We start from the raw sequence: 23,960 nt of genomic DNA, 5'->3' as shown, positions 1-23,960 counted from the left end.
AAGTCAATTTTCAATGGTATACCCCACTCCCCAGACAGTTTTTATGAATTTAGGGTTCTCTGCGGAATCATTCATCTTTTCTCGTAAATGCCTAATGTGAACCATTACCGTATTGTTACTACTATAATATTTCTCCCCCCATACTTCTTGAAATAATTCTTCTGATGAAATGACTCGTCCTCGATTTACACATAAAAACCACAATATGGAGAACTCTGTAGGAGTAAGAGATAGTTGTTTTTCATTTAACATACATTTTCGAGTCTTTTGCTCTAAAATTAAGCCTGAAAAATCAATAGTCGAGTCATTTTGTAATGATTCATGATGATTGTACTTTGTAAATCTGCGAATTTGAGCCTTAACCCTTGCAATAACCTCCAACGGACGAAATGGTTTAGTTATGTAGTCATCAGCCCCTAATGTAAGCCCCGTTATTTTATCTATTTCTTCTTCCTTCGCTGTTAACATAATCACCGGAAAATGAAATTGTTCCCGAATTCTTCGGCAAATTTCAAAACCATCGATTTCAGGCATCATTACATCAAGAATAGCAAGATCCAATTTGATCGAGTGTATACACGCTAACGCTTCATGAGCATCGTAAAATTTATAAACATTAAAATTTTCATTTTTTAAATAAAGCTCAATTAAATCCGCAATTTCCTTTTCATCATCAACTACAAGAATATTTATATCCATGCTCATAACCACCTTTATTCAAATAACTTCATCTTTGTTTAAAACATTGATTTAAATCATCCAACATCATATCATTCCGTTAAACTTACTGTCATGCAAAGTCTTAATATTTAAGAAAATCTAAAGAATTACACATAAAAAGACCACTCGTTTACAACGAAGTGATCTAAAAAATTTTCATGCCGAAATTACTCATTAAGGAGGTATCATTACCTTGCTTGATCATCATAATAGGCTTCATTTGCAGCCTTTTTATTCGTACCTTTGAGATATGCAAAAACTATATCTGGACGTTTCAGTAACATCCAGTCGCCATGATGGTCAAATCGTCTACAAGAAGTTATCATCCCATTTTTAATTGTTCCGTATTTTTTCCCGTTCTTCTTGCCCCATACTTTTAAACGCTTCGCAAAATCAGCATCCTCTGCCATTAGCATATTCTCATTAAAACCGTTTACTTCCTGAAAGTCTTTTTTATAGCACCAAAAGATTCCCACAGAGATAACTCCGTACTTGAAAAGTAAAGGAACAATTAGCACCATGCTAGAAACAATGATACCTAAGGACATTCTTTCAAAATTACCATTGACGCCTCCTCCGATGTATTGATTAGATGCTAAATGCTTTTCAACTTCAGATAATAAGTGTTCTGTCATTCGAGTATCAGCATCAATTGTAATCAGAATTTCACCTTTTGCTAACGTAGCCCCAGCATTTCTAATTTTGGATAAGTTTTTATCGTTATTTTCCAATGTCACGCAATTGTAGGACTGTGCAATTTCTTTCGTTTTATCCGTACAACGATTTAGCACTACGATAACTTCAATTTGATCTTTATAAGGTTGTGCAGACTTTGCAATAGACTCTAAACACGCACCGATATATTTTTCTTCATTATGAGCAGGTATGATAACAGAAAATTTCACATTTTCATCAGGAACATCTTTAATAAATGGTGTACTTAACGACATATAAAATCTCCCCTTCATAATTAGTTCTCATTATTTTAATTTAAGTATACAATTATCCTTTCCCCTTAAATATTTTATTTTTGGATTTTTATGTCTATTTCGTAGCTGGATGAATTAAATTCCTTTTAAGATACTACATGTGATGATCAACTCAAAAGAACTTTGCAGACCTTGTTTCTGACATTGTTAAATCGCGCCGCTTAGGCATATTTCTAAAGAAAGGCGGACTACCTCGGTCAGTGACTTTGGCTTGTTAGTATTAAAAAACTAATTATTGGATAGTTGTTGTTGTGCTAGCTACTAGAGCTTCTCTTTTTTGATCTGCTTGAGATGAATTACAGGTATATTTGTGAGGATGATCAATTGCATGCTACAAATGCTATAAAAAGAGCTAATGGATAGTTCATGTAATCACCTGCATTTAAAAGTCATTCATTTACTATATTATTCAATATAATTTTAAATACCCTTTTGACACAGCACACAAAAAAAGCACTGCAATGATTTTTGCAGCACTTTTTAATCGAATTGACTTAGTTTCCGAATGCGAAAATAAGCTCTGTTTCACAAGCTATTTCTCCGTCTACTGTTGCAACCCCGCGTCCTTTACCAATAGCACCCTTTAAGCGTGAAATTTCCACTTCAAGACGCAGTTGATCACCAGGTTTCACTTGTTTTTTAAAGCGACAGTTATCAATACCTGCCAGTAATCCGAGTCTTCCTTGGTTCCCTTCTTTTGTAAGCATAATAATTGCGCTCACTTGCGCTAATGCTTCAACAATTAATACACCTGGCATTACTGGGTAATTAGGAAAATGTCCATTAAAGAACTCTTCATTTATCGTGACGTTTTTAATGGCTACTGCTCTCTTCCCCTCTTCTAATTCTAATACTCTATCCACTAACAAAAAAGGATAACGATGTAGTAAAACCTCTTGTATTTGTTGAATATCTAGCATCAAAAAACCTCCAATAATTTTATCACCTAATTCTAGCATTAATTATTAGTAGTTGGTACTATTTTTTTGTTTGAATTTCAAAATAAAAGCCACATCCTAATATAGATGTGACTGTACTATTTTAAATTAGTAGTTTTCCTTATTGAGTGGCCAAATATAGGCAGGGACATTTTTATATGGAAAGTTTTCCACATCTTTACCTTTAATATGCACGGCACTCTTTAAATCCATCCGATAGTTTTTCTGGAAAGCGAATTCCGCTATTGGAATAGAGCCTTCAGTTAAAAAAATTCATTCATATAATATGCAAAAACTGATGCTAATTAGATTTGTCAATCAAAATAATGGTAGTTATCTCTTTGGCACTAGCAACGGATCTCGTTTAGAAATTTGAGTATTGCTTGCCTCAAAACATACAATCACTTCACTATAATTCAATAATATATTTAACTATACAAATATCACTAGTTTATTTTCTGATTTTTATAAATAGTTAGTTCACTTCTATTTTAGTATTTCATTATCGACAGTTATATAGAAGATAGCATATAATATTTTTTGCATTCATTAAGTTAATCTTATTATTGTCTTACTTGAATGTTTAGTTTATTAGAATAGGATGGGTTGACATGTTATCTTTTATTGCAATAGTTCTTCTCTTATTTTTAATTCCTGGACCTGCTGTTATCATTACCATTACGCAAACGCTGAAAGGTGGTAAAAAGAACGGTATTTTCACTGCATTAGGCATTGGATTAGGTGACTTAGTCCATACGTTAGCAGCTGTCTTAGGGTTATCTGCCATTTTAATGAAATCTGCCACTGCGTTTGAAGTAGTGAAATATATTGGTGTTGCATACCTTGTTTATTTAGGTATTCAAATGCTACTAACAAAACCACAAAAAATAGAAAAACCAACTGTTGAACAAAGTCCGGCAAGTACTTCGTTCCGACAAGGTTTTTTAGCGGAGATTTTAAATCCAAAAACTGCACTATTTTTCTTAGCGTTTTTACCACAGTTTGTTCAACATAATGGCCAGTCCATCACTGTACAATTATTGATTTTAGGCATTACTTTTGTTGTGATGAGCGCTTTGTATACTATTTTGTTAGCTATTATTACAAGCTTTATTGGTGAAAAAATCTTTACGAAAACAACAAACAATGGTTCGCGTTGGCTTGAAAAGGCTGTTGGTTTCGTTTATATAGGACTAGGCGTTAAATTAGCACTGCAAACTCAAAGTAGATAATAATATGGTTCTTAGGGGGAACACGATTATAAACGTGTTCTCTTTTTTTATTTAATTATGGCTGTTTTCTCAAAGATTGTTAAACTTATACTTTTTGTTTGGAGGGTTAGAGATATACGACGTTCTACAAACTGACTGTATTTTTTAATTTAAGAACATTTTTATACTTTATATAGCAAGCTATTCTCCAAGGAATTAAATAACAAATAACAAGCAAGAAAATTAGCATATTGAGTGTAGCTGGTTCGATAGTTGAAATATGTTGTCGAAAAAAATAACGTAAAGCGATCATAATGGAGAAAGTGATTATAAAAGCAGGACTTTTCTTAGCATAAATTAAACCATCATTTCGTAATTCATAATCTGACCATAAAATAAGAGGAATAGAAAAACCTACCCCTAAAAATATTGCTATAGATAATTGAAGGTATGTGACGTTCCCAGACGCGTTTAGAAAAAATGAAAATCCTGGTGTTAAAAATAGAAGAGGGAGAATTATTCGCGTTCCTCTCCCTTTGGTTGGTTTGTACATAGAACGGATTCTACGAACTAAAATGAACAATCCAATAATTAGAAACATAGAAGTAGCTGGTAGTGCAGTTTGCATAAAAACCTCCCTGAATTATGTTTTGATTTATTTATTTTTGCATAAATTCAAACAAAAACCACATTTTTCCTTATGCAATTAAACTGCCCGTTCTTGAATAGCACCAATCTTTTCAAAAACAGCCTTCTTTAAAGTGGAAATTGCATGACATGAACGATGTAAACACGGGTACAAACAGTTTTTAGTATCTCATTTCACGATGGCTAATGGTGGATGTACCACACTTTACACTCCTTTTTTCGATAATTACGATTCAAGTACAAGTCCCATTTCAATTCTTACTTCCCTTTTATCAATATCTTTATTGGAGTAACTTATTAAGTCACATCCAATTAGATGAAATCCATGTTTTCTGTAAAACTGTATAGCAGGAAAATTAGACGTTTGTGTTTCTAAAACGATTGCCCTCACCCCAACTTCTGCTGCACGCTTTTTGACCAAAGCCATGAGCTTACTACCAATGCCTTGCTGTTGATAGGCTTGATCAATATGAATATCATTAATTCTTAACACATGATGCCACTTCTCATGATTAAAACTAACAATTCCCGCTTCTTCTCCATTAAACTCAACAATATAGCATTCAATATCCTCTATATGATCCTCAAAAATTTCTCCTTCCAAATACTTGTGAAATGGCATGTCGAAATGTTTTAACGTAAAATCAACTGTCCAGCCATTTTCTCGTTCTTTAAAGGAAACATCATAATAATTATTGGAGCTGTATTGATAAATAATTTTTTTGCCTTGTGGGAAATTTTCTTTATATATCCTTTTTATTTGTATCAAGTGGAATCACCCTTTTCACCTATTTTTATAATAGAAAAAGCTCTTTAATTTAACTGTATTCAAACATTTAACTGGCTTTACGAATGCGATGTTAATGGAAATAACGGTCGTTCTGTCCCGAATTTTATCATCGGCCGAATAAACAATACATCGTCCTCAGTTTCAATTACTTCAGACTCTAGATTCTGACAATCAGGGATAAAGTGAAAAATAATTCTTTTTATATCTGATGTAGTAATGTAGCTTAAAACTTCAATTACATCAATCTTACTGCGACTTACAACATCAAAAAGATGTAATTCCTCACCCTCTTTTTCGAATAATACTATAACGTCTTCGTCTTCGATAAAATAAATTGAATTAGGAAATGCAATAAGAAAATAGAACATAAGTAAACTTTCATTTTCTTTCACATCTAAAACAGACGATAATGGCATTCTTTCCTTTGCATACAATTTCAATAAAGATACATCGTTGATATTTTCAACGTCTAAATTCCGGATTGTTATGTTTGATTTTTTCTGTAAACCATCAGCATTTAAGAAATATCTACTTTCTTGTACTCTTGAAAACCCAAATTTCGGATAGAAATCTAAAACTGTTTCATTCGCAAATAAATAGATGAAATCGTATTGTTTTTCATATTTATCAATAATGACATTCATTAATTTTTTTGCTAAACCTTTATGACGATAATCTGGATGCGTCATTACTGTACCAACTTGTATGGCTTTATAATTCTTACCGTTTACAGCAACAGTCATTTTACTTATTGATGCATTTGCAATTACTTTTTCATCATCGATATATGAATAACAACAATATTGATCGTTCCAGCATCCTTTTTCATACCATTGGCTAAAATCTAATCCAAAAATTAACTTTGCTAATTCATTGAAACTTTCTCTATATTTTTGATTGTCCTTGTAATCATTTATTAAATGATACTTTGTCATATTTACGCCTCATTTCTCTATTTTATTAGCTCAAAGTAAGTAATTGAGACATTACCATTTTGCACACCCCCAAAAAGACATAAAAAAAACTATAAGAAGAAATCCTTCTCATAGTCAAATTTAAATTCAATATAGATTAATACTCCTCAGTGACATTGTAGCTGTCACTTCGCTGGGCTTTAGCTTCTGTACAAATAAACTATACGTTCGGATTTTGCCTTGACCCTGCTAGATGCTTATAGGATATATTAAAAATATATGATTTGAATAGATATGATGACTTCTAATCGCTATTGTGCAAATGGGCGAACTAAAAAGAATTAAGGTATACACCTTAATCTGCGTTATTGCACTATAAAATTTTTAAAAATTTTATTAGCCATTAATAAGTTTCATCATAAATAATCAAAACCCCATTTCACCATATATTTAACATAACTATACATTTTTATGGATACTTTTGTAAAGGGTGAATTAAGCTTTCATTTTTTATGTAGAAGCTTATAGACCTTTTCATTGTCTATAAGCTTGAAGTGCATTAATTATTGTTTTGGTGTATTTGCGGTAAGTGGATTACTGTTTGCAACTAATTGCACTGGTGTCGTGCCTTCCTGAGAAGACGTTGTCATTTGATGTGCATTGTCTGACATCGATTGGCGTTTCATTACGCCAAAAATAGCTGCGGCACCTAAAAGTCCCCATGCAAAAAATCTCACTGTTGATAGCCTCCTTCTCATACTAAATATTTTAAAACAGCTTTAGTATTGGAAATCCCCTGCGGTTTATACGGTGTTAGCTATTTGAGTTTTTTATTCAATTTACTGATTATTTTCAAAAATATAAAAATATAGTAAAGTGAAATGGTATAAAATTCGAATGGAGGTAGAACATGAATATTAAAGTTGCAACATTAGAAAATATTCCGCAAATAGAAATATTATATGAAGAACTGTTTTTAGAGATGTCAAAACTACAACCAAAGTACATAGCTCCAACAAAACAGGATGTAAAGTTTCTTACAAACACAATTTTAGAAGAAAAGTCAGATATTTTTGTTGCTGAAATAGATCACAGTATTGCCGGCTTTTTACTAATTCAAGAATTAACTACGCCTTCTTATTCTTGTATCGTCCAGCATAATTATGCGTATATTATGGATGTAATTGTTGGCGGACAATATCAAAGTAAAGGCATCGGTTCAGTATTGCTACAAGAGGCAAAAAAATGGGCAGAAGAACGTAAATTAGATCATTTAGAGTTAAGTGTTTTAGCAGAAAATAGCGGGGCTTTTGCCTTGTATGAAAGACATGGATATAAAGAAGCGAGCAGTATTATGCGCTTAGAACTTTAAAATTTTATACGATATTAGAGCCTGCTTTGAAAGTTAGCAGGCTCTTTAGAAATGTTAACATTTGACCTATGTTAACTTAAAACCATTTATTAGTACAAATTAAATAAAATTTGGGTGAAAATTTTCCGGATACTATAGCACCTTCTGTATAAACTATTTTCAGGAGGTGATTTTCAATGGCAAACAACAATCAAAACTTTAATTCGAAAATTCCTAATGCAACTCCAAATGCAATGAACGTGGAATTTGGAAATGAAACTGATGTTAATCAAATTAGACAACAAATCCAACAGGCAGAAGCTAACAAAAAATTTGCTTCTGGTTCAAAGAACTCGATGGACGTAGAATTCGGAACTGAGACTGACGTTAATCAAATTAGACAACAAATCCAACAGGCAGAAGCTAACAAAAATCTTGCTTCTGGTCGATTTGCAAACGAAAACAATACAAAATAAGTTTAAATAAGTCACAACCACAACCGGCAACCTTTGCCGGTTTTTTGTTCCCAAAATGCAACAAGCTTCCTCTCTTAAAAGAGCCTAAACCCATTCGCACTGTATTGTGTGACGATACTTAGCCTTTTTGAATGTATAGGAAATCTTACTCTACACACAATAATTATTGAGTGTATCGCACGCACTTATTTGGTTGTGGCGTTGGTTGACCGTCACAGCCTCCCTCATTTATTACTTAGGGTCACTTTCAACTCGGTGACCCTTTTTTATTTCTAAAAACGTTTTATTTTTCTTTTAAAAAATGCGAATAACTAGAAATTGTGCTGAAGTATTTAGTGTTTGGTCAGCTTTAATTAAAATTACAGACTATGGCATGATTGCTGGATATCAAACGTTTTAAAATCACGCTGGTGATGAAGATCAAAAAATCATAGATGATATCATCGACGGTTGTAGAGAAGAAGTACACGCAATATCCCCTTTTATTTTTTTGTTACAAAAAAATTTTTATCATCGCCATTTCCGTTATATTCTAAGTGTAATTGCACAATCTAAAACGTAACAAACAATAATGGAGGTTGTAGCAATGAAAAAATTCTTGTACTTCGGGGCACTGGCTGCGTTCTTTCTAACTGCTTGTTCCTCACACGACGAAGCTCCAGCTAGTGAACAAGCAGAAGCAAAGGAGAAAACCGTTTATGCAGAAACAAAAGAAAATTTTGAGACAAGTTATCTATATGAAGTGGAAGATCCATTTACAAAATGATTGCTGAAGACAGATGACTAATTAAGGTTATCTGTTTTTGTTTTTATAAAATCTGTTATAAAAGATACGTCACTGGAAACTTCCTATTGGATTCAAGTACCTGACAAGACAATTCATCCTATCATGTGGATGTAGGTTGTGCATATGTTATGCTCCTAACTTAAATAAGGCTTCCTGTTTTATTTGTATTATCTTTTTCTTACTTTTTTACAAAACTTCACCCCCATTATGAAATGGGGGTGTGGCATCTATTGAATGTTCTTATTTTACCAACAGTTCACGCTCAAATTGCTTTGACTTTTCTTTCTTGTTAAAAACTACGAACGATATGGTTGTACCTTGATTTGGCTTACTTTTAATTTGAAGTCCTTTACCGTAATGTTGTTTTAAGCGAAGATCTGTATTAAGTAATCCAATGCCATTTGAACTTTCCGATTTTCTTTCAAGTAAACGTTCCATCGTAGCTTCATCCATTCCAGTGCCATCATCTGACACAGAGATCTCAATATACGTGTCGAAATCTTCAATGCTAATATGAATATTCCCGCCATTTTCACGGGGCAATATCCCATGTTTCAAAGCATTTTCAATTAATGGTTGGATGGTTAGTGATGGCATCATGACGTCTGTGGAAACGTTTAGATCCCACGTTACGTTAATCCGCTCCCCGAAACGTTCCTTATAAATGTATATATAAGATTGAACAAGATTTACTTCGTCTTCCAGTGGAACAAGTTCATCAATATTTTGAAACTTAAAGGATTCTCTTAAAAAATCACTTAGTGCTTCAAGTAGCTTACTAGTTCGCTCGATATCAATTTCACTTAACGTAATAATCGCATTTAATGTATTGAATAAAAAATGGGGCTGTATTTGTGCCTGAAGCCAAGCTGCCTCCATTTGAAGTCGTTGTTGTGCAGATTGTTTAACATCGGTTAATGCATTCACTCTTGATCTTAACTCTAAAGCGTCCACTGGTTTTGTAACGTAATCATTCGCACCAGATAAGAAACCATTTTTAATATCTTGCGGCTGACTCCTTGCTGTGAGAAGTAAAACTGGTAGTTCAGTTATTGAAAAATGCTGACGAATTGTACGAACTAATTCGTAGCCAGACATATTTGGCATCATTACATCTGATATGACTAAATCCCACTCTTGTGACATTAATATTTCGAGAGCTTTATTACCGCTTGTAACCGATACTAAGTCGTATTTTTCTATAGAAAGTATTGTTTCGATAACTCTTAAGTTAACTGGGTCATCATCGACGACCAATACTCTAGGTCTATTCGCTTCCATAATAGATTGATTTCCAATTCGATCATCAAATGGATTTGTAGGAGTCACTACCGCTGATACTTTGTTCTCATCTGATAGCAGTGCTACATTTGTTTGCTCATCCGTTCCGTCAGATATTGGGAGAGTAAACGTAAATTCTGACCCTTTCCCTACAACTGATTTTACCCGTAATGTTCCCCCATGTAGTTCAACCAAACGTTTAGTAATACTCAGTCCTAGCCCAAATCCGCCTTCTATCATTGCCTTACTAAGAGTACCCTGCTCATAAGGTTCAAATATACGTTCAATGGTTTCCTCATCTATTCCAATACCAGTATCCGAAATCACAATTTCAGCCATCCCATTTCTTACATGACCAGAAATCTTCACTTCACCTTCGTTCGTGTATTTCACTGCATTATGAAGTAAATTAAAAATGATTTGAATCACTCTATTTTCATCAGCTATTACTTTTGAGAAATTTTCAGGGATTTGATTCATTAACTGAATCTGTTTTCCGTCACCCATAACATAGAGCATATCTAATACACCCGATACAATTGCATGAATCGAAACAGTTCTAAACTTTAGTTTAGGGTTATTTTCTTTTAAACTCATGACATCTAGTAAATCATTTAACATAATTGACATACGACTTCCTACAGAAAGCACTGTTTCTAAATCCTTGACACTTTTGTCACTGAGTACACGTTCTTCTCTTTCCAAAACAGCCTTAGAAATATTAAGGATTCCATGAAGTGGATTTCGTAACTCATGAGACGTATTAGCAAGAAATTCATCCTTTAACTTATTAGCCTTTTGAAGCTTATTAGCAAGTTCTTTCGTATCTGAATAAACTTTTGCATATCCTTTAAACCATAATGTAGCTAAACAAGCCATTGTGATAATAAGATCAAATGGATACATAATCACTTTTATTCCAAAGATGAGAAGTAGACCATCCCAAATGTAATTATTGCCAAATGCTAAAATGGCAAGAAGTAAAAATATATTACTTCTGACCTCTTTAATAGATTTTGTCATTACCGTTAGGATCGTTATTACTAACGCAATACCTAAAATAAATATATAAATATCTTGATAAGTTACTATATAGCGAGTAGGCAACACGATTGCCATAAATGCAGCTATACCACAGATAATACTAAACCAACGTGTATATTTACTCACATGTTGAGGCATCCAATGTTTTATTCATTGAATGAGTGAAAAGCCTATCCCTACCATAGCAAGATGAACTAATTTAAAGCCCCATTCATAATTAATCGAAAACAAATAAGATAATAATTTGTCATCGCTTGCTAATAAGTAATAATTCATAATGCTCATCGATAATAGAGAAAAATAAAGTAATTTTTTTTCTTCCTTGTTCCCTATAAAAAATAAAATGATAGAATAGATCGCGTGTATAAAAAAAACAACTGCAACTAGTTGCTGCATAGCTATCGACCATTGTGTTTCCTTAGCTAATATATCTTCTTTCCCTAATTTAATGGAGCGAACAATGCCACCGCCACGAGGATCCTTAAAGTTAGAAGCCTGAACAATAATTTCGATTTCTTTATGACCGTTTGCTTCAAAAGAAACAGTATATGGAACATTTTTGGCCACTGTATTTTCTGCTTTCTCCCCAATTTCACCTGATTTTGCTAACTGTCGTCCATTTACATAAATTTCAGAAGAACTCCGAACACTCGGAACTCGAATACTGTAAGTTATTTTGTCCTCTGGATTGACGAGTAATTTTAAGCGATAAGTACCGTAACCGTAAGGGCTCATCTCTTCTTCTTGTAAAGAAGAACTCCATCCCTCAGGAACCTCTATGTATGTAGATTGAACCTTTTTAGATTCTAAGTGCTTTTCTTCACTAATCAACCAATTATAAGGATAAAACTCCCACTCTCCATCGAGTGTAATAGCATGTTCGTCATTAAAATTCCAATTTCTTAAATCCATTTGCCCTTTTACAGCATGTGGTTGATCTGAATTATCGAATAATTCCAACCATAAAACTCGTGAGCCTGTTAGAAAGATAATAAATAAGCAAACGATGAGAACAATTTTTCTCTTTTTCATTAACGTTAATTGTCAAAGGTGTTATGTATTTTTCCGTTATGATACAAGCTCCTTAGACCAAATCACACCTCCTACGATATATTATCCTAGCAGAGTTAACATTACTTTTAAATCTAATTTTTTGCCTTACATCCAATTTTTACAACACACCAATGTTTTAATTTGCAAAAATATACTTATTACCCCATAATTTGAAATACTTTTTTTACAACATCATAAAAAATCACCAGACACCGATCCCGGTGATTTCAGACAGTAGAAAAATGCGACTTTGTTTGTGCTTTAAGTTTGTCTACAAAAAAATATACATCAATTGTTTAGTATCATAAGTCCGTGGACTTTGCTTCAATCACCTCTTCATTACGTTCCTGCGGGCCCGCTACTTTTCCCAAACCAACAACTCTTTTCTTCATCAGTAAATTAGTCATATTAAATGATTCTAGGCTGGCGCAGCAAGCTTTCACTATCATGCAGTGTACCACGCAGTAAGATTGTATCCATATTTCCCCTAAATTACTAAAGCTTTAACTGACTCAGTGCATATTCTGTAGTCATTGTAATGTTTTCAGGAATTTCATTTATAGAAAACCACTGCACCTTCTCTAAAGCATGCGGTTCTCTATTTTCTACTTCACCATTCGTAATATGAGCAGCAAAGGTAGGCGCTACATAATGGACATCTTCTGAATGTATAATATGGTTGGTCACACATACCAATTGTGTAATTTCGATGTCCACTCCAAGTTCTTCCTTTATTTCACGTATGATCGCATTTTCTATTGTTTCCATATAGTCAACCTTACCACCCGGTAAGCTCCAACAGCCTGCTTCTGGTGCTTTTTTACGTAAAACGAGTAAAATTTTGTTAGCCTTATCTACAATAACTGCCCCAACGCCAACTTTTGGTGATTTCACTTTTTCCATTTGTATTTCCTCCTATAATAACTAGCTGCTATCGGATGTATATAACTTCAATATGTAAAATATGTATCTTGAATGGTTACTTACGAAGGTCATTCACTCCGCCAAGTAGTAGATGCCCTCTTCCTAACTATTATACTCGTAAAATTTAATGTAAAAGTATTGGAAAAATTATTTCTACCTTTATTTATTTTTTTAGTTAGATGATTACCATCTCTCCTTTTTACAACTTTGCGTATTATATATTGTAGAAAGGAGGGAGTAAAAATGAGTTGTTCAGGTAATGGTTACGGCTCAGGGTCCACTTTTGCCCTAATTGTAGTATTATTCATCCTTTTAATTATCGTTGGCGCTACTTTCATTTGTTACTAATAAACAACGCCGCCAATGTCTCTATTGCTCAAATTTCCCTAGAGTAATACTAATTTATCCCTATACCTTCTATACGAATGACTAAGGGTCACTTTCCTCCAGTGACCCTTTTTTCTACTTACATTTATTTAATTAGAGAAAAAATATTAGTGTCATACGGAACACCATTTTGGTGCATATAATTTTTTAATATCCCTTCTTTTTCAAAGCCCAATTTGGTCAATAGTTTATTTGAAGCTTCATTTTCAGTAAAAACAATAGCTCCAATACGCATTAAATCCATCTCTTCAAAGCCAAATGCTAGGACTCTATTAACAGCTTCTTGTGCATACCCTTTTCCCCAGCTCTCAGGAAAAAGTGCATAGCTAATTTCAGCTCTTTTATGCTCAGTCGACCACTCTTGAAAACCGATAGTACCAATAATACCTTTTTGTCCTTTTAATGAAATTCCCCATTTAATCCCACGTTTTTCATCATAATTTTTTGAAAAATTTTTAATTATTTGTTTAACCTGCTCTATATTTGTTAAAGGATTTTGCCCATAGTGACGTAATACATCAGGATTTGAAAAACAGTTTAATACTTCTTGGGCGTCATGTTCAGTAAGTTCTCTTAACACTAATCGTTCAGTATCTAAAATAGGAAACATCTTCTTCACTCCATTTCCAAATAAGTTATCTTAGATTCTATACAAAAATGGTGAGAATTGGTACAGCATTTTAGGTAGAACAATACTTTTTTATTTACAAATGTAAAAATATAGATTTATATAAATGGATCACGAAACGGTCTCTCATTCCAATCAATTGAGCATCTTCATCCTTAACTTGCAGTGCTATACCCTTTTACAATCATTCAGGATTAATTCCCCCATACAAAAAGGTAATTGGCCCTGAGTTCAATCTAGATGAGGTGGGAAATCCTACATTCAATAACATGTTAGAAAAAAGCTAAATAAACTTGTCCTTTTAGGGATGAAAGTCTCAAATATATATAGTTTCTCTTTAATACTGTTTTCGTATAGAAAAACAAAAACAAGTTGCTTCTACATATTTTGTAGATCAACTTGCTCTTTGTCTTTTGAGCTTTGCTAAATTGCTATTCAACTACAGCGCTTCATACCTTGTCAGTCATCCAAAAATAAAAATAGACCATTAAAAGTAGCTCAATACTCGTTATTTTGATAGGGATTGCCATTTTCATAGAGATACGATTCCAATTCTTTAACCTTGTTCCCGTCTAATTGGTGTGTTAACCCGAATGTTTCACCCTTCCCACCATGATTTATTACAATGTCAAGATCATGAAGTAATTCAGTGAAATACTTGAAAGTCTGTTTTAAGTCGTCATTAAACCTTGATCTTTCTTGCGTTTTCGTCGATAAAACATACTCAAGATGTCCCATCCAAATTTGAAGAACATTCAGGTTTTCAAAGTCCTTTTGAAGGTCATCGCCTTGAACCCGAAAATATTTCATTTCAGTAGTGATTTGATCGGCCTTCGGATAATATTGGTTCACATCGGTTGTTTTAACAATATCTTCAGCGTGATAGGCAATCCAAGCTTCAAGCGTAGGTTCGATTCCATATTCATTAAAGCCTTCGGGAGTTGAAACATCCTTCCACAGCTTCGCGTTGTTAACTTTAGTTACTCCCGACTTTACTTTTTCAATTTTAGATTCCGCCGGTTTTACTTCTTCAATTTTAGTTTCTTCGTTCGTACATCCTGTTAATAAAACAGTGACAAATAATCCTGTATATGCTATTTTCGTTAACCTCATAATTCGGCTCCTTCTATAGTTGAAAATCTCACACCAAACATCACCTATATTTTAACTTAAAAACTAATTAATTCCTAGAACTAAACCTAGTTAGTTTGATAGCAATAATTTTCAAGAAAACAACCCTTTTTAATTTTGAGGTTTTGACCTTGCTTTTCTACACTTTAAAAAACTAAATGACCAGTTATGAAGATAAACAATGCGTCATGTGCATAGCCATTTTCGCATCGACGTGATGATTGTAGGCTACCATCCTATGTGCACTCTTTCCGATTCCGTGACATCCGCTGAAAGAAGTTAAATAAAAATAGTTCGTTGAAACTGGCGATGGAACATTGTATTTCCTTCTTGAGGCACCCCATCAATATTAATCCCCCATGTATTCATGATAATCGGATCATTAGGCAGAATTGGATCACCTGGAAGAATTGGATCAGTTGGAAGAATTGGATCAGTTGGAGTTTTAACAAGCACTTCATAACATGGATCACTTAGTTGCCAACCATTTTGCGGAGTTGCATGAACGACAAGTAGTTTTTTTGCTGGAATTGTAAAAATAAGAGGCGTTGCTGGGTCATAAAAAGGTGAAGGTTGCAATTCTCCACATAAGAATGCTTCTTTTGGTATCTCTTCTTGAGCACAATTTTGCCAATCTAATACCGATACTGTTACTGTTTGGGGTGCGCCTGTTTTATTTAAAAGAGTGACAACAATCGTCTCTGTAGATGGATTCCTCCATATTGCTCCTGTCGTAAAATTACTCGGAACAGGAAGCCTAACAGAGCTACATTGACAAATCGGACAAGAAGATACTTTATTTGATCGGAATACATTTTTACAATCACAATTGCAGGAAGAACTCATCATTGTCTTACCCTCTTTTCAATCGATAGATAATAATACTAGAATATGATAAATCATTTATAGGGTTTAGGTTATTCGTACATAGGCTGTAGTATATAAATAACAAAACTAATAAGTGCTTTATTTAATTCTACTTATGAAAAATATCAATATATTTTTCTTATTATTATTTTCCTATACATCCCATTGAGCATGATAGGCGTATCTTCCTCTACTACTATATTTTCAGGCGATATTTCTTCAAAGCTCCGACCAATATCAGTTCCTAGTAAGCTAATAATGGGTCTTAGTAAAATTTTGGGCAAGGCCTGTTTTTCGTTTTTAGGAACAAATTTGTCAAAAACTATTATTCTCCCGTCTTGCTTTAAAACCCTCGTCATCTCTTGAAAACATTTAGTTGCGTCAGGTACTACCGATAGGATTAGACTAGCTACGACATAGTCAAACGATTCATTTTCAAATTCCATATTTTGAGCATCCATTTCTAAAAATGTAATTGTAGAATGTTCAAACTTTGCCCTTGCTTTACCGAGCATGTCCGGTGAATAATCAATAGCCGTTATTTTTAAATCATTATGATTAATTAACTCTAAATCAGCGCCTGTTCCTACACCTACAAATAGGATTTTTTGTTGATTATTAAATGATATGGATTGAAATATTTGTTTTCGAGCATTCAAAAAAACACCAGAATTAAAAAACTTGTCATAAATTGGAGAACCCATCCTATAGATAAATCTATTCCAAGAATTATTCAAACTTTATCACTCCCACTTGAATATAATCTCTTCTTGAAATAATCATACACCATTTCCCTTTTGTATAAAATTACCTTTTGATACACCCTTCTTTTTTGTAACATATGTAAGGCAAAAAAGGCATCAAGAAACCTTGATACCTTTTTTACACACCTTTAGTTATCCACGACCAGCCTGGAATTCAGGATATAAAGTCATTCCACCATCCGCAAATAGAGTAATACCCGTTACATAACTAGCCTGTGATGAAGCAAGCCATACTGCGACTGCAGCGATTTCTTCTGGCTTTCCGATATACCCCATCGGAACCATACTTTCTACATCAGCACGTTTAGCTGGATCAGCAAATTTCTCAGCATTTATAGGTGTATTGATTGCCCCTGGTCCAATGTTATTGACACGAATTCCCTTTGGCGCATATTCTAACGCTAATGTTTCTGTCATTAACTTTATGCCCCCTTTACTAGCAGCATAATGCACAAACAACGGCCAAGGAATTTTCTCATGAACACTGGACATATTGATAACGGTTCCTTTAATATCATTTTCAACGTAATATTTAATTGCTTCTCGACTTCCTAAAAACGCACCCGTTAAATTTGTATTAATGACTCTATTCCAATCGCTTAACGGCATTTCATGAGAAGCGACTGGGTTTTCTATACCTGCATTATTAATCATCACATCAAGTGTTCCAAATTCTTTTACAGCAGTCTGAACGAGATTAATGACGTCCGCTTCAACAGTCACATCTCCTTGTACAGCAATGGCCTCGCCACCTGCTTTTTTAACTTCTTCCACAACAGCATTTACTTCCGCTTCATTGGAACGATAATTAATAACTACTTTCGCTTTTTCCTCTCCAAAGCGAATGCCCATTGCTTTTCCTAGTCCCGTCGAAGCGCCTGTAATGACAATAACTTTTCCTTCTAAATCTGGATACATACAAGATCCTCCTTTTATCTTTTCGCAATTCCCAACATAATACCAGCAGCGACAATAAATACAATCCCGATAATAATTGCTACAAGTTGACGTTTTGTTTTTTTCTCACCTAATATAAAAATTCCACCTAAAGTTGCGATGACAATCCCCATTTGAGAAAGAGAAAAACTTGTTGCAACACCTACACGTGGCTGCGATATAAATAAAAACATATTTCCGGCAGCCCATATTAAACCAGGAATAATATTACGAATCGCATATTTATTAAATGGTTTATGCTTAAATGTTAATAAAACCCCACCTATTACCATCCCGATTGCTTGTGGCAATAAAGCAGACCATCCACTTACATTAAATAAACGTACTACCACCACATATACTAAATAACCAAAAGTTGAAACAAGTAAAATTAAAATCCCTTTTTTCAAATTGCTTCCGTGTTCTTCTTTTTTCTCTTCTGGATTAGGAAGTGATGTGAGAACAATACCAATGATGATACTAATAAGTGCCAGAATACCTAATATAACCGACATTGTTGTCGACCATTCATGAAACACGATTACGCCAAATAAAGTCGTTGATACCAATTGCATCCCTGTTGAAATGGGCATCGTTTTTGAAACCCCAATTAAATCAATACTTTTCAATTGGTTTACTTGACCTAATGCCCAAAAAAGACCTGATACAATTCCGACTCCAAACACTATAGGGGATAACTCAGGCTTTACAAAAAAGTAAATACCTATAGAGAATATAAGTGCACCAAATGTTGTTCCAAGCACTTGACTATATGGTCCACCACCGAGCTTGACGTTAAATAATACAATACTTCCCCAAAATAGAGCTGGTAACAACGCTAGGATGATATCCATTTTTAAATCTTTCACCTCACTAAACGCTTTATTTGATTTAACAAAACATCTATAATACTTTTTTATATTGCGCTTAGTGAAGCTTTTTATACTTTTAATAAGAAACACCATTGAAGTTGGCTTAATTTGTTATGTAATACTTCCACTTTTGTCACACAATAATAGACCAAGATGGCCATTAAGCGTATCTTGGTCTTATAGAATCTCTGTTTGCATGGTGGATTTTTTTACATTACTATTTATAAATTAATTCCTAAGGCAATCCACTATACAAAAGAGTTATTAAATCATAATAATATAATAAGCTAATTTTTTAGCTTACACCGCCTTGTTACTAAGGGTCACTTCTATAAAGTGGCCCTTTTATTCAAAGTAAATTACGGAATAATTAATTTTAAAAAATTATAATTTAAAAGGTACTTTTTGTTGGATAAATACCTCCCTCACTTTCTATATCGATACATATTATAGATGTAGAAAGGAGGAATGCTTCATGGGATGGTTCAGTGGCAATTATAACAACAATTGTTGCTACGGAGGTTATAGCTGTGGAGGTGGCAATAACGGTTCAACATTTGTTCTAATTGTTGTTCTGTTCATTCTTTTAATTATTGTCGGCGCTACATTCATGTATTAATCTTTTAATAATTATTTTGAGCTATTAAAATAATTAAGCGTGTATGGTTTAAGCCTTACACCTCTTCATTCAAGGTCACTTTCACAGAGTGACCTTTTTAACTCAAGTAAACCTTGCGAAATGATCCAATTTGTCCCTACTTCCCCAGCAATCATAAAAAATTTCAATACCAACAATTTTTCTTTACATTTTATATATAAGTATTGTCAGCACTAGCTAAATTTATTTTTGAATACTAAGTTATCCCTATACCTTCATTAAGCGGATCACTTTCCTCCAATGATCCGTTCAATACAAACCTAAACAATAAAAAGGAACGATCACCCCTATAAAGATCTTGTCGTTGCTTGTTTAGTAATAGCGTGGGTTCGGATAGGGCTGTTGTGGGTATTGCTGATGATGGTGATGGTGGTGATGGTGGTGCGGATGACGATGATGAGTTGGGTAGTAATGCATAGGGTAGTAATGATGGGATGGGTAGTGTTGGCCCGGATAAAAATGAGTTGGCGAAACCGGGTAATATGGATGTCTGCCACCATGTTGTCCCCCATAACCATCATGCCTGTAATCATATTGCATATTTTTCCCTCCTTTCGATATCGATATAGGTTATGCTATTAAGGATTAACAGTCTACGCAAATGCCTATGTGCTCCCTCAAAACGCGCTCTTTCTATGTTACAATTTCACTGTAGAAAAAGTACGATAGAGGAGCGAAATATATGACTAATAAACAATGTAAGAGATGTGGAAATACCCAATTTACAGAAGCTACAGACTATATCCCAGTAAAACCAAGTAAAGGTTCATTTAAGAGGGCAAATAAAATATATACATTTTGTGTAAATTGCGGTTAAGTTGATTCTATTCGTATAGAAAATACAACTATTTTTAAAAAATAAAAATCTATTATCACCTATCAAAATCAAAATTATTAGCCTTTCAGCATTAGGGCCTGTGTGTAGAAATCCATACATACTAGACCTTTTATTTTGTGTTAAGGTAGTGAGGTACTTCTACTTTAAAAGAGTAATTGCAGGGTCATCTTGCTTCAATATTTGTGAAATGATGGAGTTTATCTATCTCTACAATTTGGGATAAATTAACGAGAATATCCGGTTTCAACTCATTCACTTGTGTCAAAGGGATCCAACTAATTTTTTGACTACTGGAATCCTGTCCATTGTAGGTAGGCTGAATTGGAATTTGACCACGGTAAATAAATAAAATCTCGTGAAAATAATCCTTATCGTGGAAGAAATTTTCGATTACCGCAAATAATTTTGGGGTACCCAGTTGCACTCCCGTTTCTTCCAATATCTCACGCTCAATTGCCTCAATACTAGTTTCTCGTAACTGTACTCTTCCTCCTGGCAAAGAAATTGTCCCATCAGGAAATTGACTTACTAATAGGTTGTCATTGTAAACAATCCATGCTGCAACGCGAATGTTCAGTTTTCCCGCATTCATTTTTACTGTTAAATCTTCAGACATTTTTGCTCCTCCAAATATAATTATTTTAGTTTACATGTTGACGTAACATGAGGTAATAAAATCAGGTCTCATAATTTTCTCTCTCAATAGACTTACGAGAAAAGCAGAGGAATGATCAAATTTTTCAATGCAATGTCACATTTTACACTATTATATTACTCAACTAATTCAACTGTAAGTGTAGTAACAGCCATTGGTGCCGTACCTTGTACTTTTCCGTTATAACCAACTTTTACTTTATCACCAACTTTAAATGTTTCGTCGGGATTCTTTGCAAGATTTACATAAACAATACCGTAAACCGCATTATTTTCTGATTTAGTTACATAAACTACGGCTTTCCGATCGTTTATCATCTCCTCAATTACCCCTACAAAAGTAGCTTTAACTTCACTTTTACACATAACCAACAAACTGCAGAATATAAGAAGCATGATGAATAAACTAAATGTCTTTTTCAAAATGGAATCCTCCTTTCATTTACCTTTCACATTTAAAATAGCTCGATTCAGATAGTTCCAAAGGAGTCGCTTAGTAGAAAAGAAATAACGAATACAAAAATCCACCCATTTCTGAGTGGACTACTTAATCATACTTCCTTAAATCCTTTATGCTGTCGCAAAAACTAGAATTACATTTGCTTAATTCTTCGGGGAATTCTAAATCCCAAAGCTATAGCTGCACCTATACAGCTAGACAGACATCCTAAGATTAAATAAATCGAAAGAGGAGATTCACCAATTAGGACAGAGGCTATACCTCCAATTACCGGAAATAAAGCTACCATGTACCCGCTTTTTGCAGCACCTATTCTTTCAACAAGCTTTAAATAAAATAGCCATGCTAGGAAAGATGCGATCAATGTTAAATATAATAAAGCTGATATGTATGTTATTGATGTAGGGATTATGATCTTTTGCCCCTGGAACAATACAATGACTGACATTAGAATACTTCCTACAGTAAAACCAATAGCGTTCGAATAAATAGGGTCAATCTTTCCTCTGGCATTCCTCGCAGAACTTACATCACCAATAGCTGTAAGTACTGTACCTAAAAGAGCAATCAAAATACCCTTTAAAACATCTAAGCTAGAGAAACTACTTAAAGAAGGATAAATGAGGACACAAACACCCACCACTCCTAACACTCCTCCAAACAAAACACGAGGATGTAGTTGCTCTTTTAAGAAAATTCGAAGAGCTAGCGGAGTCAATATCACTTTTAAAGAAAAGATTAATGTTACAATTGCTGCTGAGCTCAATATTGTTGCATAGTATAAGCATAAATAACTTAATGCAAAATTACATATACCAAACACCATGATAAAAGGTATATCTTTACGTGTTGGCTTCCCTTTTGGCTTAAGAAACAACACTAGTGCAATAAATAAAAATGCAGTAATAACTAGTCGATAAGTCAAGGATAATTCTAAGCTCACTGGCGTTCCTTGAATTTTCACTGCAATAAAATTAAGTCCCCAAACTATTAAACAAAATATATACATTAGATTTGTCACGATATTTACTATACCTTCTGTCGTTCTTAAATTGACGAAATATCGAATAGGAAAGGATTCTCTCTACTTGAAATTACCGCCTAATATATAGTATCATCGCATATCATCTTTGTAAAAAGGTTTCTTCCATATCCTGCACTATTTTATTAGATTTCTTAAGGCTATCGTCCGTAAATTAGAAATAAAGATTCAAGATACCCCCTATTAATCTTGTCTTTCATATCTTCACTTATCACAAAGCCGCAGTTAAGTCCGTACTTTTCCAGTTGACTAAATAAAATTTAGAAGAATACGAAAATAATATATAATATATTAAAATGAAGTTGGGTTAATATGGAAAAAACAGAAAGGAACAATATATAATGAATATTGAGTGCACGCGATATCGAGTGAAACAAGGTAAAACGGAAAAAGTAAATGAGTGGTTAGCTTTCTTGAATGAAAATATGGAAGATGTTCTAGTTACTCTTGAAGGCGAGAAAATGTACGTTGAAACGATTTTTCGAGAAGTGTTAAATGGAGAAGAATATTTGTATTGGTATGTTGTTCAAGGGACAGGTGGAATTGATGTGGATGATTCAGAACATTGGATTGATAAAAAACATCTTGAATACTGGGATGAATGTATTGATAAAACCTTTAAACCTGTTGATTTACAAACTGAGGTAGTGATGATTCCTGAAAAAGTACGAAATTCTATGAATTAAACACTTTCTTAAACAAATGAAAACTTGTGTTTAAGAAGATTAGGACTTGCGTTTAAGATTGAATTTCAAATCTGCAAGTCCCTTTGTGTGGATTCCTCAATCTCCCTATAACTCCTCAAATAATGCCGAAGCAACGATGTAAATGATGCCTCTACTATTGGGTTAACTCCTCTACAGTAGACTACGTTTACTATAGAAGAATTAGGTATTGATGAGAATATGGGCACTGAGGAACTTAAAAAGAAAATAGAAAATATTTTTAAGGCTTGGGTTAGTTCTAGACTCGATATTTCCTACAGTATCGTAATGGATATGGATATGGACATGGACATGGATTGTGAATGGACATCCTATTTTTAATTTAACAGGGCTATTCGAAACACAAATGCAAAAAGTATTGTCATTCATGCCTAATCTCAACATCTATCACCAACTACAAATCAAGCTTTACAGTCTTCATAACATCTATATAAGGCTTTTTAATTCGATTGTTCTAATAATGATGATAAATCTTTTTATTGTGCGTTCTATCGATTTAATTTGTTCGATATCTTTTTCGGGAACTGTTGAAAAATGTGCTTTTGTACTCACTAGCCTTCAATCTTGTTTGTTAATTGCAAAAAGGCAGTTGAAATTCAGATTCAACTGAACTTTCAACTGCCAACTCAAATATTAAATTATTTGTAGTGCTCATTTAATATTATAAGGTTATTTTCGAATTCATATTGTTGCCGTGAACTGCTTTGATCTGTACCTCTAAAAACTAGAGATTATCAAGGACTAGTAGGAGGAGTAAGTCCGAACAGAACAGGAGTAACTACAGTACTACCAGCTCCAAGGCGGACTTGTTGAACTTGCAGTACTTTTACTGTAAGATCCAGAACAATTTTTTCACGCAATGTGCTAAAAGT

At 33.7% G+C, this 23,960-nt stretch carries 26 protein-coding genes and 2 pseudogenes; 7 read left to right on the top strand and 21 right to left on the bottom strand.

Going from position 1 to position 23,960, the window contains the following annotated elements:
• Nucleotides 1–3 precede the first annotated feature (3 nt).
• The 3 genes from vanR to fabZ form a co-directional block, all read right to left on the bottom strand.
• Nucleotides 4–699 (bottom strand): VanR-ABDEGLN family response regulator transcription factor, encoded by a 696-nt coding sequence (gene vanR / locus ABNX05_RS00140; protein ID WP_349657821.1) that lies wholly within the window; start codon nt 697–699, stop codon nt 4–6.
• Nucleotides 700–908: 209 nt separating this feature from the next.
• Entirely contained in the window at nt 909–1,670 is a 762-nt protein-coding gene (locus ABNX05_RS00135) for a glycosyltransferase (protein WP_349657820.1), read from the bottom strand.
• Between the two features lie 533 nt (nt 1,671–2,203).
• Nucleotides 2,204–2,629: a 3-hydroxyacyl-ACP dehydratase FabZ gene (fabZ, locus tag ABNX05_RS00130; protein ID WP_349658291.1), complete on the bottom strand. Its 426-nt coding sequence runs from the start codon at nt 2,627–2,629 to the stop codon at nt 2,204–2,206.
• Nucleotides 2,630–3,258: 629 nt separating this feature from the next.
• Between fabZ and ABNX05_RS00125 the strand changes: the two genes are divergently transcribed.
• The gene (locus ABNX05_RS00125) at nt 3,259–3,879 is read left to right on the top strand and encodes a LysE family translocator (RefSeq protein ID WP_079562237.1); all 621 of its coding nucleotides are present in this window, start codon (nt 3,259–3,261) and stop codon (nt 3,877–3,879) included.
• A gap of 124 nt (nt 3,880–4,003) precedes the next feature.
• Here the strand turns inward: ABNX05_RS00125 and ABNX05_RS00120 are convergent, their stop codons facing one another.
• From ABNX05_RS00120 to ABNX05_RS00105, 4 genes are all read right to left on the bottom strand, one after another.
• Nucleotides 4,004–4,486: a CcdC family protein gene (locus ABNX05_RS00120; protein ID WP_349657819.1), complete on the bottom strand. Its 483-nt coding sequence runs from the start codon at nt 4,484–4,486 to the stop codon at nt 4,004–4,006.
• Between the two features lie 246 nt (nt 4,487–4,732).
• Nucleotides 4,733–5,275 carry a GNAT family N-acetyltransferase gene (locus ABNX05_RS00115; RefSeq protein ID WP_349657818.1) on the bottom strand — a complete coding sequence of 181 codons (543 nt, stop codon included), beginning with the start codon at nt 5,273–5,275 and terminating at the stop codon, nt 4,733–4,735.
• A gap of 77 nt (nt 5,276–5,352) precedes the next feature.
• On the bottom strand, nt 5,353–6,231 hold the full coding sequence (locus ABNX05_RS00110) for a GNAT family N-acetyltransferase (RefSeq protein WP_349657817.1): 879 nt from the start codon (nt 6,229–6,231) through the stop codon (nt 5,353–5,355).
• A gap of 542 nt (nt 6,232–6,773) precedes the next feature.
• Nucleotides 6,774–6,947 carry a hypothetical protein gene (locus tag ABNX05_RS00105; protein ID WP_349657816.1) on the bottom strand — a complete coding sequence of 58 codons (174 nt, stop codon included), beginning with the start codon at nt 6,945–6,947 and terminating at the stop codon, nt 6,774–6,776.
• A gap of 173 nt (nt 6,948–7,120) precedes the next feature.
• Here ABNX05_RS00105 and ABNX05_RS00100 point away from each other — a divergent pair, with 173 nt between their 5' ends.
• The 3 genes from ABNX05_RS00100 (at nt 7,121) to ABNX05_RS00090 (ending at nt 8,803) form a co-directional block, all read left to right on the top strand.
• Nucleotides 7,121–7,582 (top strand): GNAT family N-acetyltransferase, encoded by a 462-nt coding sequence (locus ABNX05_RS00100; RefSeq protein WP_349657815.1) that lies wholly within the window; start codon nt 7,121–7,123, stop codon nt 7,580–7,582.
• Between the two features lie 176 nt (nt 7,583–7,758).
• Nucleotides 7,759–8,037 (top strand): gamma-type small acid-soluble spore protein, encoded by a 279-nt coding sequence (locus ABNX05_RS00095; protein WP_349657814.1) that lies wholly within the window; start codon nt 7,759–7,761, stop codon nt 8,035–8,037.
• 586 nt (nt 8,038–8,623) lie between these two features.
• Nucleotides 8,624–8,803: a hypothetical protein gene (locus ABNX05_RS00090; RefSeq protein WP_349657813.1), complete on the top strand. Its 180-nt coding sequence runs from the start codon at nt 8,624–8,626 to the stop codon at nt 8,801–8,803.
• A gap of 261 nt (nt 8,804–9,064) precedes the next feature.
• Here the strand turns inward: ABNX05_RS00090 and ABNX05_RS00085 are convergent, their stop codons facing one another.
• The 3 genes from ABNX05_RS00085 to ABNX05_RS00075 form a co-directional block, all read right to left on the bottom strand.
• Nucleotides 9,065–11,275 carry an ATP-binding response regulator gene (locus ABNX05_RS00085; protein WP_349657812.1) on the bottom strand — a complete coding sequence of 737 codons (2,211 nt, stop codon included), beginning with the start codon at nt 11,273–11,275 and terminating at the stop codon, nt 9,065–9,067.
• Between the two features lie 24 nt (nt 11,276–11,299).
• Nucleotides 11,300–12,181 carry a hypothetical protein gene (locus tag ABNX05_RS00080; protein WP_349657811.1) on the bottom strand — a complete coding sequence of 294 codons (882 nt, stop codon included), beginning with the start codon at nt 12,179–12,181 and terminating at the stop codon, nt 11,300–11,302.
• A 516-nt stretch (nt 12,182–12,697) separates the two neighbouring features.
• Nucleotides 12,698–13,105, bottom strand: coding sequence for an NUDIX domain-containing protein (locus ABNX05_RS00075; protein ID WP_349657810.1), 408 nt, complete (start codon nt 13,103–13,105; stop codon nt 12,698–12,700).
• 273 nt (nt 13,106–13,378) lie between these two features.
• Here ABNX05_RS00075 and ABNX05_RS00070 point away from each other — a divergent pair.
• A pseudogene (locus tag ABNX05_RS00070) lies at nt 13,379–13,474 on the top strand (YjcZ family sporulation protein); the annotation flags it as partial.
• A 124-nt stretch (nt 13,475–13,598) separates the two neighbouring features.
• Here the strand turns inward: ABNX05_RS00070 and ABNX05_RS00065 are convergent.
• From ABNX05_RS00065 to ABNX05_RS00040, 6 genes are all read right to left on the bottom strand, one after another.
• Nucleotides 13,599–14,123: a GNAT family N-acetyltransferase gene (locus tag ABNX05_RS00065; RefSeq protein ID WP_349657809.1), complete on the bottom strand. Its 525-nt coding sequence runs from the start codon at nt 14,121–14,123 to the stop codon at nt 13,599–13,601.
• A gap of 516 nt (nt 14,124–14,639) precedes the next feature.
• On the bottom strand, nt 14,640–15,254 hold the full coding sequence (locus ABNX05_RS00060) for a hypothetical protein (RefSeq protein WP_349657808.1): 615 nt from the start codon (nt 15,252–15,254) through the stop codon (nt 14,640–14,642).
• Between the two features lie 297 nt (nt 15,255–15,551).
• Complete coding sequence (locus ABNX05_RS00055; RefSeq protein WP_349657807.1) at nt 15,552–16,121, bottom strand: hypothetical protein; 570 nt, start codon at nt 16,119–16,121, stop codon at nt 15,552–15,554.
• 143 nt (nt 16,122–16,264) lie between these two features.
• On the bottom strand, nt 16,265–16,876 hold the full coding sequence (locus ABNX05_RS00050; RefSeq protein ID WP_349657806.1) for a class I SAM-dependent methyltransferase: 612 nt from the start codon (nt 16,874–16,876) through the stop codon (nt 16,265–16,267).
• Nucleotides 16,877–17,035: 159 nt separating this feature from the next.
• Entirely contained in the window at nt 17,036–17,821 is a 786-nt protein-coding gene (gdh, locus tag ABNX05_RS00045) for a glucose 1-dehydrogenase (protein ID WP_349657805.1), read from the bottom strand.
• A gap of 14 nt (nt 17,822–17,835) precedes the next feature.
• Nucleotides 17,836–18,693 carry a RhaT/GlcU family sugar-proton symporter gene (locus ABNX05_RS00040; RefSeq protein ID WP_349657804.1) on the bottom strand — a complete coding sequence of 286 codons (858 nt, stop codon included), beginning with the start codon at nt 18,691–18,693 and terminating at the stop codon, nt 17,836–17,838.
• A gap of 493 nt (nt 18,694–19,186) precedes the next feature.
• Between ABNX05_RS00040 and ABNX05_RS00035 the strand changes: the two genes are divergently transcribed.
• Nucleotides 19,187–19,330, top strand: coding sequence for a YjcZ family sporulation protein (locus ABNX05_RS00035; protein WP_349657803.1), 144 nt, complete (start codon nt 19,187–19,189; stop codon nt 19,328–19,330).
• A 326-nt stretch (nt 19,331–19,656) separates the two neighbouring features.
• Here the strand turns inward: ABNX05_RS00035 and ABNX05_RS00030 are convergent, their stop codons facing one another.
• The 4 genes from ABNX05_RS00030 to ABNX05_RS00015 form a co-directional block, all read right to left on the bottom strand.
• Nucleotides 19,657–19,902: a hypothetical protein gene (locus ABNX05_RS00030; RefSeq protein ID WP_349657802.1), complete on the bottom strand. Its 246-nt coding sequence runs from the start codon at nt 19,900–19,902 to the stop codon at nt 19,657–19,659.
• A gap of 468 nt (nt 19,903–20,370) precedes the next feature.
• Complete coding sequence (locus ABNX05_RS00025; RefSeq protein ID WP_349657801.1) at nt 20,371–20,823, bottom strand: NUDIX hydrolase; 453 nt, start codon at nt 20,821–20,823, stop codon at nt 20,371–20,373.
• A 155-nt stretch (nt 20,824–20,978) separates the two neighbouring features.
• Nucleotides 20,979–21,179 (bottom strand): hypothetical protein, encoded by a 201-nt coding sequence (locus ABNX05_RS00020; RefSeq protein WP_349657800.1) that lies wholly within the window; start codon nt 21,177–21,179, stop codon nt 20,979–20,981.
• Nucleotides 21,180–21,454: 275 nt separating this feature from the next.
• Nucleotides 21,455–22,342 (bottom strand): DMT family transporter, encoded by an 888-nt coding sequence (locus ABNX05_RS00015; RefSeq protein ID WP_349657799.1) that lies wholly within the window; start codon nt 22,340–22,342, stop codon nt 21,455–21,457.
• A gap of 362 nt (nt 22,343–22,704) precedes the next feature.
• On the opposite strand from ABNX05_RS00015, the gene ABNX05_RS00010 reads away from it, so the two are divergent.
• The gene (locus ABNX05_RS00010) at nt 22,705–23,049 is read left to right on the top strand and encodes a DUF6176 family protein (protein WP_349657798.1); all 345 of its coding nucleotides are present in this window, start codon (nt 22,705–22,707) and stop codon (nt 23,047–23,049) included.
• A 773-nt stretch (nt 23,050–23,822) separates the two neighbouring features.
• Here the strand turns inward: ABNX05_RS00010 and ABNX05_RS00005 are convergent.
• Nucleotides 23,823–23,960: pseudogene (locus ABNX05_RS00005) on the bottom strand (CsxC family protein); the annotation flags it as partial.

Source organism: Lysinibacillus zambalensis, assembly GCF_040183165.1.
Lineage (GTDB): Bacteria > Bacillota > Bacilli > Bacillales_A > Planococcaceae > Lysinibacillus > Lysinibacillus zambalensis.
The sequence above is the reverse complement of the archived record's forward strand: the minus strand, read 5'-3'. Positions and strand labels throughout refer to the sequence as shown.